The sequence below is a fragment of the Yoonia sp. 2307UL14-13 genome, assembly GCF_037572755.1.
Taxonomy (GTDB): Bacteria; Pseudomonadota; Alphaproteobacteria; order Rhodobacterales; family Rhodobacteraceae; genus Yoonia.
Window position 1 is genome coordinate 58418 of sequence record NZ_JBBIFZ010000001.1, and the last position, 13334, is coordinate 71751.

General features: G+C 57.1%; 16 protein-coding genes. 7 read left to right on the forward strand and 9 right to left on the reverse strand.

The window, feature by feature from the left end:
• Nucleotides 1-4 precede the first annotated feature (4 nt).
• Entirely contained in the window at nt 5-1381 is a 1377-nt protein-coding gene (locus tag V8J85_RS00360) for a surface lipoprotein assembly modifier (RefSeq protein WP_339951084.1), read from the reverse strand.
• 166 nt (nt 1382-1547) lie between these two features.
• Here V8J85_RS00360 and thyX point away from each other — a divergent pair, with 166 nt between their 5' ends.
• From thyX to V8J85_RS00380, 4 genes are all read left to right on the forward strand, one after another.
• A complete protein-coding gene (gene thyX / locus V8J85_RS00365) occupies nt 1548-2462 on the forward strand; it encodes an FAD-dependent thymidylate synthase (RefSeq protein WP_339951086.1) in 915 nt (304 codons plus the stop codon).
• The gene (locus tag V8J85_RS00370; RefSeq protein WP_339951088.1) at nt 2462-3328 is read left to right on the forward strand and encodes a hypothetical protein; all 867 of its coding nucleotides are present in this window, start codon (nt 2462-2464) and stop codon (nt 3326-3328) included. The genes thyX and V8J85_RS00370 overlap by 1 nt, the downstream gene beginning before the upstream one ends.
• Before the next feature lie 483 nt (nt 3329-3811).
• Nucleotides 3812-4753: a hypothetical protein gene (locus V8J85_RS00375; protein ID WP_339951090.1), complete on the forward strand. Its 942-nt coding sequence runs from the start codon at nt 3812-3814 to the stop codon at nt 4751-4753.
• A 406-nt stretch (nt 4754-5159) separates the two neighbouring features.
• Nucleotides 5160-5333: a hypothetical protein gene (locus tag V8J85_RS00380; protein ID WP_339951092.1), complete on the forward strand. Its 174-nt coding sequence runs from the start codon at nt 5160-5162 to the stop codon at nt 5331-5333.
• A 26-nt stretch (nt 5334-5359) separates the two neighbouring features.
• Here the strand turns inward: V8J85_RS00380 and V8J85_RS00385 are convergent, their stop codons facing one another.
• On the reverse strand, nt 5360-5569 hold the full coding sequence (locus V8J85_RS00385; protein ID WP_339951094.1) for a cold-shock protein: 210 nt from the start codon (nt 5567-5569) through the stop codon (nt 5360-5362).
• A 172-nt stretch (nt 5570-5741) separates the two neighbouring features.
• Between V8J85_RS00385 and V8J85_RS00390 the strand changes: the two genes are divergently transcribed.
• The gene (locus V8J85_RS00390) at nt 5742-6074 is read left to right on the forward strand and encodes an arsenate reductase family protein (protein WP_339951096.1); all 333 of its coding nucleotides are present in this window, start codon (nt 5742-5744) and stop codon (nt 6072-6074) included.
• Here the strand turns inward: V8J85_RS00390 and V8J85_RS00395 are convergent.
• The 5 genes from V8J85_RS00395 to thrS form a co-directional block, all read right to left on the reverse strand.
• Complete coding sequence (locus V8J85_RS00395) at nt 6065-6610, reverse strand: DoxX family protein (protein ID WP_445285866.1); 546 nt, start codon at nt 6608-6610, stop codon at nt 6065-6067. The two genes, V8J85_RS00390 and V8J85_RS00395, sit on opposite strands and share 10 nt — an antisense overlap.
• A gap of 19 nt (nt 6611-6629) precedes the next feature.
• Nucleotides 6630-7355 (reverse strand): DNA-binding domain-containing protein, encoded by a 726-nt coding sequence (locus tag V8J85_RS00400; protein WP_339951100.1) that lies wholly within the window; start codon nt 7353-7355, stop codon nt 6630-6632.
• Entirely contained in the window at nt 7352-8206 is an 855-nt protein-coding gene (gene bufB / locus V8J85_RS00405) for an MNIO family bufferin maturase (protein ID WP_339951102.1), read from the reverse strand. The genes V8J85_RS00400 and bufB overlap by 4 nt, the downstream gene beginning before the upstream one ends.
• Before the next feature lie 61 nt (nt 8207-8267).
• Complete coding sequence (locus V8J85_RS00410; protein WP_339951104.1) at nt 8268-8570, reverse strand: BufA1 family periplasmic bufferin-type metallophore; 303 nt, start codon at nt 8568-8570, stop codon at nt 8268-8270.
• A gap of 221 nt (nt 8571-8791) precedes the next feature.
• A complete protein-coding gene (gene thrS / locus V8J85_RS00415) occupies nt 8792-10786 on the reverse strand; it encodes a threonine--tRNA ligase (protein ID WP_339951106.1) in 1995 nt (664 codons plus the stop codon).
• Nucleotides 10787-10994: 208 nt separating this feature from the next.
• Here thrS and V8J85_RS00420 point away from each other — a divergent pair, with 208 nt between their 5' ends.
• Entirely contained in the window at nt 10995-11240 is a 246-nt protein-coding gene (locus tag V8J85_RS00420) for a hypothetical protein (RefSeq protein ID WP_339951108.1), read from the forward strand.
• Between the two features lie 57 nt (nt 11241-11297).
• Here V8J85_RS00420 and V8J85_RS00425 read toward each other — a convergent pair whose 3' ends face one another.
• Nucleotides 11298-11726 carry an MAPEG family protein gene (locus tag V8J85_RS00425; protein WP_339951110.1) on the reverse strand — a complete coding sequence of 143 codons (429 nt, stop codon included), beginning with the start codon at nt 11724-11726 and terminating at the stop codon, nt 11298-11300.
• A complete protein-coding gene (locus tag V8J85_RS00430) occupies nt 11726-12472 on the reverse strand; it encodes an ArsR/SmtB family transcription factor (RefSeq protein WP_339951112.1) in 747 nt (248 codons plus the stop codon). The genes V8J85_RS00425 and V8J85_RS00430 overlap by 1 nt, the downstream gene beginning before the upstream one ends.
• 90 nt (nt 12473-12562) lie before the next feature.
• Between V8J85_RS00430 and V8J85_RS00435 the strand changes: the two genes are divergently transcribed.
• The gene (locus V8J85_RS00435) at nt 12563-13318 is read left to right on the forward strand and encodes an alpha/beta hydrolase (RefSeq protein ID WP_339951114.1); all 756 of its coding nucleotides are present in this window, start codon (nt 12563-12565) and stop codon (nt 13316-13318) included.
• Nucleotides 13319-13334 lie beyond the last annotated feature (16 nt).

Sequence of the window (13334 nt, forward strand, 5' to 3'; positions counted from 1 at the left end):
CCTCTTAGAATGCGGAGTTGATGGTCAGACCGACCGAGAAATTATTACGCGTAAAGCGGCCAACGTTACTTTCGTCCCGCCCGCCGCTGATCGTCAAGCCGGGGCTGAAACCGGCATATTCAATGTTCGGAAAGCCGAGGTTGATGCGGTAAAAGACACCCTTGTCGTTGCGGGTATCGGTCCAGAAGGGCGGGTTGGGGTCTGGGTACTCGGCAACGCGGATACCGGCATTTAAACTCACAGCTGCGGGACCGATCAGGTCCGAAAATGCATACCCGTATTCCAGTTTCCATTCTTCAAAGGTCTGACTGGAAGCGTCGCCATTGCTTGTCACATAGCCCAAAGTGCCAGAAATGCGGTCGCCGCTATCCAACCGATAACTCAACGTGGTGCGATAGGTGTTTCGTGCGCCTTTGCCCAATCCTTCGCTTTCGAAGTCTTGCCATTCCCTTTGTGCGGACAATGCGAGGGTTGTCCGGTCCGAGGCGCGCAAGGACCGATTGAATGAAATGCGCCGAAAGTCATAGTAAGGCTCTCCGCCGAAGTCGAATGAACCCGCAGCGATCTCGGCACCGCCGATACCGTTTGAAAAAGCGCGCTGATAGCGTAGCGCCGCTTGATAATAGTCTGTCGAAAATTCACCGGAGTCGACGCGGACCGTCTCGCTTTCATTGCCTGGAACAGGTTGTGTTTCGTCTTCCAGCTGCACGCGGCTAAGCTGGTATTGAAATGCGACACTCGCGCGGTTGCGTTCGTTTTCGAAGAACCGGTAGGACGTGCCAAAGCCAAGCGTCGCGCGGACGCCGGCCAATGCGAGAGAGTCGGCAGAGAGGTTGCCGACAAAATTGCCCAAATCATCGACCTCGTTCTGCTCCGCACCCCCATTCACATTGTTCGACGGCACGACCGAGAAACTCAGGTTCGTCGACCACGGATTCCTTTGCGTCACAACCCGTGCGTCCTGCAACGTGCGTGCGCGTTCTTCAGGGTTGGGCGCGTTGTTCAACGCCCGCCGCAGCCAGAACGTCGCCAGCGTGAACCGCTCTTCATTCGTGGCCGCCAGAGCCGTCAACCGGGCGGCCTCATACCTTTGTTCGTCAGTCCGCGACAGCGCGAAGGCGCGAGCGCCCGCCCGACGGCCCTCTGCCGCCTGTCCGACGCGCGGAGCACCCGCCGCAAGGATGATCAATGCGATCCGATCATCCGGGTTCGCCTCGAGAAGCGCCTGCGTAATTTGCAGGGCAAGTTCCGTATCACCCGCCAGAAGCGCCTGCCGCGCGATCACCCGCGCTTCGCCCAGCGGAACGTCTACCGTCGTCTGGGCCAAAACCGGCTGAGCCAGCAGCCCCAAAACCAATGTCAGTGCCTTGATTGCTTTCATTTCGCCTCACATGTGCGGGTGTTCCGCTTTGCTCTGTCATCGGCCGTCGTTAGGCAATAGCAACGCATGCACAAAGCAGCAACGTCATATGCGTCAGCAGGCTTTTGCCTCATTCACCCATTCCCTATAGTCGGTCCACGACCAGTTCATATTGCCGGAGAAGCACATGCCCATCACCCCAGACCAACAGGCCGAAATCGACGCGCTTCGCGCCAATCCGCAGCCCACCTTGCGGGCGGTGGCCCCGGGGATGGAACAGCACCTTTACCAGGTACATGACGTTTTGGACCACGGTTTTATTCGCGTGATCGACTATATGGGCGATGACGCGGCGATCTGTCAGGCGGCGCGGGTGTCTTACGGCAAGGGGACCAAGTCGGTGTCCAACGATGCCGGGCTGATCCGCTATCTGATGCGCCACTGGCATTCGACCCCGTTCGAGATGTGCGAGATCAAGCTGCATGTGAAGCTGCCCGTCTTCGTCGCCCGGCAATGGATCCGGCACCGGACGGCGAATGTGAACGAATATTCGGCGCGGTATTCGATTTTGGATCGGGAGTTTTATATTCCGGAGCCGGACAAGCTGGCGGCGCAATCGGTCGTGAACAATCAGGGCAGGGGGGAAGCGCTGTCGGGCGATGAAGCGGCCCGTGTGCTGGAGTATCTGAAGGGCGACGCCGCCCGCTGCTATGACCATTATCAGGAAATGATCGGGCAGGAGGACCAGCAAGGTCTCGCCCGCGAACTCGCCCGCATGAATCTGCCCGCCAATATCTACACCCAATGGTACTGGAAGGTGGATTTGCACAACCTCTTCCACTTCCTGCGGCTGCGGGCAGACAGCCACGCGCAATACGAAATCCGGGTCTATGCGGAGGAGATTTGTAAGGTGGTGGCCGACTGGGTGCCCGCGGCCTATGGCGCGTTCGAGGACTACCGGATGGGCGGGGCGACGCTATCGTCAAAGGCGATTGACTGTTTGAAGCGCATGCTCAAAGGTGAAAATGTGACGCAGGAGACCTCGGGCATGAGCAAGGGGGAATGGCGGGAGTTTGAGGGGGTTTTGAACGACCCCGCGTAGTGGGGAAGAAACGCTCCAGTGGAGCGTTTTATGTTGAAAACGGGCGCGCCGCGAGGCGTGGCCAGGGAGAGTTCTTTTTGGGTGAAAAGAGTAAGCGTCTTGCGAGTTTTATAGAAAGCCATCCATTCTGTGCTTTTTGTGGTGGTGATGTACCGACCCAAACGATTGAACATTGCCCACCCAGAGTTTTCTTCTTAGGCAAACAGCGACCTAAGTCACACGAATATCCAGCTTGTCAGCGCTGTAATCATGGTTCAAGTGCTGGCGACCAAATTGCTGCGTTATCAGCTTATATAATGGGATCTGCGCTAAACCAGGAACTACCGTTTGAACACTTTGAAAAGCTATATTCAGGAGTAAGAAACAATCAACCCGAAGCGATTGACTACTTTGGTGGGAATGATCAGAATATCTGGGCCAAAGTGAATGGGCTCTTTATTCCACTGGTAAAGACCTCGGTTGATAATCAGATATTTCATGATTGGTTGAATCCTTGGGCGGCCAAGTTGGGTTATGCGTTATGGTACGAACACCACGGATCGGCTTTGCCCGAAACCGGCGGCGTTGGAGTACGCTGGATGACAAATGAGTCGATACTTCAAGGCAAGTTTCCAAACGATGTCTTTCAGCAACTGGGCCATTCAGGCGAGGTTCGTCAAGGCAACTGGTCAACATCAAAACAATTTTTCTATCGGTATGGAGTAAATGAAAAGGAGCGATTTGCTTTCTTTATGCCTATCATGTTCGAAAGCTGCGGCGTTTTGCTCTACGCATTTGAGAACAAGGAGCAACTTGCGCGTTTTCCGAAAATGGCCGCCTTTTCCACATCTGCAAGTGAGGGAATATCGCCGTTAGTGCATAGTTAACCAAACTTCCGCCCGGCATCGCTGGGCAGCGCCCGGACCTCCCCCACGGGGAGGGCGCTTCTGCAACGTCAAACCCCGCACAACTGTCGCATTGGAATTGACCGGCCCGCCACGCACGCATGTCGTTGCGCCCACCCCGAGGTCCGTGCGCTGCCCTACTGTCGTGCCCTGATTGCTGCGCCCCCTGGGCTCCGCCCGTTCGCGCCTCAAACGATCCCCCGGATCGTTTGCGGGACGGCGCTCACCCCCGAGGTCCGGGCGCTGCCCTTAATGCAGCATGCGCCGCCCGCCGCGACGATAACGCCCTCAACACGCGGCAGACATTGGAAACCTGCCCCGCATTTTCAAGTCAGGATAACCTTTCCTTGTGCATACATTAATGAATGCCTAACTGATATGCGAGTGGCGCGCGGTTCTGGCCGGGTGCTCAACATATGAATGCTCGCGTGCAGGTGGGGCGTGTGCGGGGCAAAGGAGGGTTATTTGGTTTTTTTCCGCGCAATACCGTTTTCACTGAATGTTTTCATCCGCTTTCTCCCCATCGCCCCATTCCTCGCTATTGTGATGTTCTGCTATATGATCGTTGCCTGGGTCGTTTCATTGATCCTCGGCCTGATCTCACCGCCATTGGCGCTGTTGGTGATCTTCGGCGTCGCGCTGGCGGCGGCTGTCGTCCCGGCGATGGTCGGTATTCGCCTCGCATTGCAAAGCCGCGGTGTGACGCCTGCGGTGACGTATGGCGAGCTTTTGCTGCCCTCGATCATGTATGGAGTGATCGAGGCTGTTTTGAACTGCGTTCTGGTCGCTGTGGTTTTGTGCATATTCGTCTTGTTGGCCCCGATTGGGTTTGGTGATGTTTTCCGCCTGCTGCAGACCGGAAATCTCGATATTCTGGAAAACGTCACCGGTGTTGATCCGGTTCTGGTCGGCGGGGCCTACTTTGCGATCTCGGCAGGCTATCTGGTGATCCGGTGCCTGCTGCTGGTACCGCTTGGCGCGGCGGCGATCGGACGCGATCCTGATGGGTCTTTTTACACACCGCTGAAGAATTTCGGCGCTGGCTTCTGGCCGCTGATGCTCTTGTCGATATTATCGGCGATCCTCATGTATTTTTCGGTATTCATTGCGGTATTCGTCGTATCGCTTTTCGCCGATGCAATGAGCTTTGCCGAATTGATGGTGGCGATGGACGCGGCAAATGACGGTTTTTGGTTTAGCGGTATCCCGGCGATCGTTTGGGGCGTCATTGCAGTGACCTACGCGGTGACGTTGTTGGGTTTCGCGCTGCAATGCGCTGGCGCTGCGCTGGTTTGGTTGCAACTTGCCGATGGTCCGGGCCCGGATGGAAGTGTCGCTGTGCCGCGGATTGCAGAGGACGATCTGCGTGATCTTCGGAAAAGCCGTATGCCTATGCGCCGACAGTAGGTCGGCGGTGATGTGGCCCTTCTGCAACGATGACCATCGCCCTCTTTAGGCGGCGATATATGATATAACGCATTGACCAGACTAAGAAAAAGTCAGCGCAGAACGCTGGTAGATCCGACTAGGCCATATTCCGCTGTTGCTGATCTGCAAAAGTTGACGCCACGACATCCTCACGCATTAACGATTCGTTAAGTATTGAGAGACAGCTTGAGATTGTACCTGCAAACGTATGCAGATTGCGATTTCAGTCAGTCAAGATCGGTGTCACACCTCTGAATTTGGTAAATTTTCGTCGATTTGGCTTATGACCCCACGTCACTGGGGGAATGTTAACGTCAGGTTCCCCTCACGAGCGGGGGGTGTTGTCCGGTACAAACGTTTTGAGAAATCATTGCTGGGGACGAACATGAACATCAAGACTGTTGCGACACACAACGACAACGATGCCAAGCGTCGGGCTTTCTCACCTATTCAAATGGACCTGGTCGAGCGCCTCGCGCTCGAGGCCGATACACGGACCGCCACCATACCTCTGATGCAACAAGATGCACGCGGTGTGCAGAACAGGCTGGCTGCCTAATCCAACGACACGGATGCGGGCGCGTCCTAATTCTCGACTGACAGATTTCCCGCCATCTTGCGTCCGTCGCGCCCTTCTATCAGATCGAATGAGACCTTCTGGTCGTCCGCCAGTCCGGTCAGTCCAGATTGCTCCACCGCAGAAATATGTACAAAGATATCAGACCCGCCATCCTCGGGTGCGATGAATCCATAACCTTTCGTCGTATTGAACCATTTTACGGTGCCACTTGGCATTTATCCGTCTCCTCTGTGTCGCGCCCTCATGGGCTGGGCAGGTCTTGGGCCCCGCGACAAAGCGGTCTTCCCTTGGCCTTGTAGTTGTAAAATTAAGTGTTTTAGGAAAAAGGCAAATGACAGGACGTCACACCCGTAAATGTGGCGATCTTTCGCACATAAGGAGAGTGAATTGCGATTTTTTGGATTGAAATCATGCGATACCTGCCGCAAAGCGCTGAAATCCTTGGCAGAAGCTGGATACACGCCAGAGGTGATCGATGTCCGCGCAGACGGGGTAAGCGCCGCCGATCAGGCTGCGATGGTGGCTGCTGTCGGTGACGCGGTTGTGAACAAGGCATCGACCACCTGGCGCAATCTGTCAGAGAAAGAGCGCGCGAACACACCAGCCACGCTGTTGGCCGCTTATCCCACGTTGATGAAGCGGCCTGTGATCCAGCACGACGGTCACTGGACGGTCGGTTGGAAAAAGGACGTGCAAGCCCGTTATCTTGATCAGCCCTGACGGAAGATCGCACGATCCAGCGATAATGCACCGGCACCTTTGAATACCAGGATCAGCAGACACAGCATCCAGAGCGCCCGCTGGTCCATGATCAAGGCGTCCGATGGTCCGTCAAACCAGGCACCCAGCGTGCCTTCATGTGCGATCCCGCCATGGCCATAGAGGTCGGTCAGGGATTGCACCACGATGAAGCCGATCATCCCCAGCGCGGCAAGCCGCGTCAGCAGCCCCACGATTATAAAAAACGGTAGGACGAATTCGGCGATCGTGCCGCTGACCACTACCGCCCAGTGGAAAAAATTCAGCTGCGATATGTCGTAGCCGACCGCCTCCATCGCCTTTGGGAATATCTGCACGTACGCGCCCGAGCCTGGCGTGAAAATCCCGAAGATGCCATCGCCCACCTTGGTCAGCCCGGAATTCCAGAAATACATCAACAGGACACCGGCGAAGACGAGCCGCGCAAGCAGGGGGAGCACTTCATCCCCAACCCGGTTCAAAGGTGCCGTGACGGGTTCAAGCGGGGAATTTACCATGTTCATCTTTCGAGGCCTTTCAATAAATCTCTGTCACCGCACCCTGGCCCAAAAGCAGCCCCAGCAGTGCACCGATGTCGCAATCACCGATCGCATCGCCCAGCGGCACGCCATCGATCAACGCTGCCATGCAGTCTGCCGTGGCTGTGTCGAGCGGATGTATCTCGGGGTCGAATTGCACCCGCGTGACAAGCACAGCCTCCGCCTGCATGGCGGGTTTGGGCGCGTCAGATCGGGTGTTGGCGCGGTGAATGCCGTAGATCGGGTAGTTCGAGCGGACAAGGCATATGGCCGGTGCGAACCGCAGTCGCCCAGCGGCCAAAGCGTCGGGGGCCAAAGCACCTAATGCCTGCGGGTCCAAGGGGGCTGCGTCCGCTGCATGATAAGCGTGGCGCAAGGCCAACTCTAGCCGGGCTATATCCGGCAGATAGGGTACGGACTGGGCTGGTCCAAAATTGCTGAGAAAGGCGGGCATCTCTGCCCCGTAGAACATCATCAACGGCGAAGAAGGCGGATGCTGGCGCAGGAAAACGCCGGCCATGGCCTTGAAGAACTGATCACCGACCAGTTTGCGAATGACCGGAAACGCGGTTTCCAGCGCCTCGGTCAGGCTGACGGCGACGTTGTTGCGGTAGACATCGAAGCGTTTGCGCGCCGCCTGTCCATCCGGGTTCCGCAGACCATCGGGCGCAGGCATATCCGGGTTCAGCAACCCGTCGCGAAATGTCGCCTGATCGACATTCATGCCGTTAACGTGGCGAGCGCTTTTTGCGCCCGCGCGACCTCATCGGCAAGCACGGGCCATGCGGGCACGTCGGTATCCCATTCGACCAAGACGGGTCTGGCCCCGGACAGTGCCAGCGTTTCATCCAGTAGCGTCCAGACCGGATCGGCGACCTCGCGGCCGTGACTGTCGATCAAAAGGGGCGCGCCGGTTTCGTCCTCGTCTTCGTCATGCCCACCGACGTGAATTTCACCCACCGCATCGAGCGGAAAGGCGGCGATGTAATCCCGCGGTGATATCTGGAGGTTGGTCGCGCTGACGAAGACGTTGTTGACGTCCAAAAGCAGGCCGCAGCCTGTACGCGCCACAAGGGCGCGCAGGAAATCGATTTCCGACATGTCGGATCCAGCAAAGGCGAGATAGCTGGACGGGTTTTCCAACAGCATCCGGCGGTCCAAAGTGTCTTGCACCTGATCGATATGCCGTGCGACGCGGTCGAGCGTTTCGGCATTGTAGGGCAGTGGCAGCAGGTCGTTCAGGAAATGGCTGTCATGGGTGGACCAGGCCAGATGTTCGGAAAAGCTGGCGGGGTTCAGCCAGCCGACCAGATGTTTAAGGCGCGCGAGGTGGTGTGGATCAAGGTCACCCTCGCCCCCGATCGACAGGCCGACGCCGTGCACGGAAATGGGGAAACGTTCGGACAGGTGGCGCAGCTGCGCGATGGGACGACCGCCGTCACCCATATAGTTTTCGGCATGGATTTCGAGCCAGCCAACAGTGCCGGAATCCTGCATGATCGCACTATAGTGCTGAGGTTTGTAGCCGACGCCAGGACGGTTAGGCAGTGATTTTGATTGCATGGCGTCGAACATCAAAAGGCCCCGTCGGTAAGGTTGTAAGGTGGGTCGGAACCCACCTTACATGTTGATCCGTTTATGCAGGCAGATCGCGATCCAGCTCTTCCAACGACCCTTCGCGAGGTGTGCCATCTGCCATTGTGGGCAATTCCATCGTTTCGCATGTGCCTTCGGGCACCAGCGTCCAGGCGTTGCCTTGATAGTCCACGGTGGACGTTCCCGCACAGGTCGTGCCCGGACCCGCGGCGCAGTCATTCTCACCGGCCAGCGAAACGCCATAGCATTTCACGTCGCCTGCAGCGGCGGCGGTTGTGGACAGACCGGTCAGCGCAGTTGCGACAGCACCAGCCAGGGCGAGGGTTTTGGTTGTATTCGACATCGAAAATTCCTTCGTCTCGGTTTCGTTATGCATTTATCGCATAGCGGCGATGCGCAGACTTTAGCCCGCGGACATGACGGGATGCCACTCACAGCCCCGTGCATCGCGTTTCTGTGAGTATACGTGACGATTTGACAGAAAAATACTGAAATATCCCTTAAAAACAAAGGGCCCGCTAGATCATTGTCTGGCAGGCCCCCCAACAATGCCTGTTGGGATTGTTACAAAAGGTCGGGTGGCTTGGCGGAAACCGACAATGTGCTCACGATCTCGTCCAGCGGTTTGACTTGGGTCTTCGTTTCGCCAAGGTGCCGCGCAGTCACCGTCCGTTCGGCCACTTCACGCGCGCCGAGCGCAAGAATCACGGGGACCTTGCCCACCGAATGCTCGCGAACCTTGTAGTTGATCTTTTCGTTGCGCAAATCGGCTTCGGCCCGGACGCCAGCGGCTTTCAGAGCCTCCACGACTTCGGCCGCGTAATCGTCGGCGTCAGATACGATCGTGGCAACCACTACCTGCCGTGGCGCCAGCCAGAAGGGGAGTTTGCCTGCGTGTTCCTCGATCAGGATACCGATGAAACGCTCGAATGATCCGAGTGTCGCACGGTGCAGCATCACCGGGCGATGCTTTTCTCCGTCGGCGCCTATATAGCTTGCGTCAAGCCGTTCTGGCAGCACGAAGTCGACCTGATGCGTGCCGCATTGCCAATCCCGGCCAATCGCATCGGTGAGGACAAATTCGAGTTTCGGACCATAAAACGCCCCTTCACCGGGGTTCAATTCCGGCTCGATGCCCGCTGCGCGCGTCGCGGCAAGCAATGCCGCTTCGGCCTTGTCCCACGTTTCATCTGATCCAGCCCGCTTTTCGGGGCGATCCGAGAACTTGACCTTGAATTCATCAAATCCGAGATCGTGATAAATCGACGAAAGAAAATCGATATAGACCGCTGTTTCGCTTTCGATCTGGTCTTCGCTGCAGAAGATATGTCCATCATCCTGCGTAAAGCCGCGTACGCGCATGATCCCATGCAAGGCGCCCGAGGGTTCATAGCGGGCGCATGACCCGAATTCCGCCATGCGCAGCGGCAGGTCACGGTAAGATTTCAGGCCGTGGTTGAAGATTTGCACATGACAAGGACAATTCATCGGCTTCAGCGCATTGACGCGGGTATGGCGCGGGTCATTGACCCGTTCGTCGAAATTCTGGGCGTTATCGCCATCTTCGGTCCGGCTTTCATCGACTTCGACGATGAACATGCTTTCCTGAAATTTTTCCCAATGGCCTGATTTTTCCCACAATTTCCGGTCGACGACTTGTGGTGTATTCACCTCCACATAACCGCCCGCCCGCTGCTTGCGCCGTATGTAATCCTGCAACTGCGTGTAGACGGTCCACCCGTTCGGATGCCAGAACACCTGACCCGGTGCCTCTTCCTGCATGTGGAACAGGTCCATTTCGCGGCCCAGTTTGCGATGGTCGCGTTTGGCGGCCTCTTCCAACCGGTGCAGGTAAGCCTTCAAATCCTCCTTGTTGCGGAAGGCCGCGCCATAGATGCGCTGCAGCATCGGGCGGTTCGAATCTCCGCGCCAGTAGGCGCCCGCGATGGACATCAGTTTCCAGCTATCGCCCGGTACTTGCCCCGTATGTTGCAGATGCGGGCCGCGGCAGAGGTCCTGCCAGTCGCCGTGCCAGTACATGCGTAGCGGTTCATCGCCCGGAATCGCATCGATCAGTTCGACCTTGTATGGTTCGCCTGTGCTTTCGTAATGCTTAATGGCCCGGTCGCGGTCCCAGACTTCGGTCCGCACTTCGTCCCGCTTGTTAATAATTTCCTTCATCTTTTTCTCGATAAGGGCGAGGTCTTCGGGCACGAACGGCTCTTTGCGGTCAAAATCGTAATACCAGCCGTTTTCAATGACGGGGCCAATGGTGACTTGGGTCTCTGGCCAGATCTCCTGCACCGCCCGCGCCATGATATGCGCGAGGTCGTGGCGGATGAGTTCCAGCGCAGGCGCTTCGTCCTTCATCGTATTGATCGCAATGGACGAATCCGCTTCGATCGGCCATTGGAGGTCCCAATGCTGATCGTTGACGGTGGCCGAGATGGCCTTTTTGCGGAGGGATGATGAAATGTCCGCGGCCACGTCGGCAGGGGTGATGCCAGCCTCGTAGGAACGGCTGTTACCATCAGGAAAAGTCAGGGAAATCTGGGCCATTGGCCTGGCAGCTCCTCGTCAGTTTGGCGCCCACGGAACGCCCGGTTGCGGGTTATGTGTCGAGCCTAGATGCCGCGATGCGGCGTTTCGGTCAAGGGGCAGTTGCCATGTGAACATTTGCATACCCAGATATACGTTGACTGCGACGGGTAGGCCGTTAAAAACGACATCAGTTTCCGATGGGAAACCCAGATGTTGAGGAAACACCATGCCCCGCTACAACAAACAGTTCGAATTGAGCATTGCAGACGTTGACCTGATTGAGGAAGCATTGCGGGCGCGGGGGCGCGAATTGTGCAAGATGCGCCGGGCGTTGTCAGAGGAAAACCCGGCCCATCTGGAATCGATCAAAGTGATTGAACAGGACCAGCGCGAAGGGGAAGAGCTATTGGGCCGGTTGCATGATCAGAAGATCTTTTACCGACCCAAAGCGGCGGTCTACGTGGGCGGATGAGCGTGTGCACAGGACGTGCACACAGCGTACACACACTGTGCGCACACTTGTCACACATCAGCCTGCCGCGAACACGGCGTAAGCCATGATCAGGCAGCAGACCCAACCCAGTGTGAAGATGATCGGTCGTGCGGGAAAGCCCGCCCAGCCGGTGATGTAACCCACCGCATGAGCGACCCGTAGCCAGAAGAACGTGATGGCGGTCCAGTAAGTCAGGGCGCTGAAGCCGTCTACCCGGTCCACGAGGAACACCAACAGCGCGAAGGGCACGAGCTGTTCCAGCAGGTTCAGATGTGCACGGTAGGCGCGTTGCACCCAGGGACGCTGCAATCGCCAGTTCGCAGCTTTGACGAAACCGTCGGGCGCATCAGCGGGGAGTGATCCGACCGGGGCTGTGTTGACCCCGACGATGAACGGAATCCAGAGCGAGGCGGCGAAGATGCCAAGACATGTCAGGATGCCGAGTTCTGTCGGTAGGCTTTCCATCACGCAGCATTTCCGAATTTGGCAGGTTGACCGGTTTCAAGCCACGTTTTCAGACCGGACAGCATCCGCTGCCAACCATCGGCGACACCTTCCTGACCGGCGGGAATGTCATAATGTTCCAGCGTCAGCTTGCAGAGCGGACCTTCGGGGTCGAGCAGATAGACAAAGCTGGATTTGTCCATTTCGACATCCGGCCCGGCCCAATGCGGCTCGAACGTGCTTTCGATCCGGGTTTTGGGGGTCAGATCGGTTTGCGTGCAGACCAGCATGATGTTGTCGTCGGGCGTGTGATACACGAGGCGATTGCCGTCGAGTTCGATCCGGTTGGCCATAAAATGGTAATTGGCCATTCCCTCGGGTTTGGTCAGCGCATCCCAGAGCGCATCTTGGGTGCAGCGAATGTAGGTTTGCATGACGAAATCAGGCTTTTTCGACATCGGTTTCTCCAGTTCAGTTTTCAGATCGGCCATGGCCCTTGCAGCCGGGCGGGCGAGGAGTGGTTCGACCCAGCGGTCGATCACCTCCTGCAGGGGCATGGCGTTGAGATAGTGATATTTGAACCGCCCCACCTTGCGCGGGACGATAAGGTTCGCATCCTCAAGGACCTTGAGGTGTTTCATGACCCCGAACCGGGTCATGTCGAGTTGCTCCTCCAAATCACTAAGCGATTGGCCGTCTTTGGCGCGCAGGCTGTCAAGAAGCGCGCGGCGGGCGGGGTCGTTGAGGGCTTTGAAGATCGCATCCATGTCCTTACTATAGGTGATTAAATAGTCACGTGACAAGATAGTCACCTAATAAAACTTGCGAGCCGCCGCGAGGTGTGGTGCTATAAGTCCATGGAAAACAACGCTGAAACCCCGACATTCGTAACGCCACAAAAACGTCGTTTGGCCTATCATCTGACCGATGGGACCGGCCCAGCTGTCGTGTTTCTGGGCGGATTCAAATCGGATATGCAGGGAACCAAAGCCGTTTTTCTGGAAAAATGGGCCAGCGATTCGGGGCGTGCTTTCCTGCGGTTCGATTATTCGGGTCATGGCGAAAGTGGCGAAGAATTCACCGATGGCTGCATTGGGGATTGGTTCGAGGATGCCTGTGCGGCCATCGGATTGCTCGCCGGTAAGGTCGTGCTGGTCGGGTCGAGTATGGGCGGGTGGATTTCCCTGCTGATCGCCCGCGAATTGCCGGAGCGGGTGGCTGGATTGGTCACGATTGCTGCTGCGCCGGATTTTACCGAAGACGGCATGTGGAACAGCTTTACAGATGAACAGATGGCTGAACTGATGGCCGGTCAGGTGGCGTTGCCGTCTGACTATGGCGCACCTTACATCATCACCAAACGCCTGATCGAGGAGGGGCGGGAGCGGTTGGTGCTGCGCGATCCATTGCCCTTGCCGTTCCCGGTGAGGTTTCTGCAAGGAACGGCGGATGCAGATGTGGATATGTCGGTCGCCTTGCGCTTGCTGGACCACGCCGAGGGGCCGGATATGCGGCTGACCTTGGTTGATGGGGCGGATCACCGGTTTTCGGATGATGAATGCCTCGATTTGATCCGGGTGTCCGTTGAGGACGTTTTGGGGCGGGTGGGTTGAAACCCACCTTACGTGA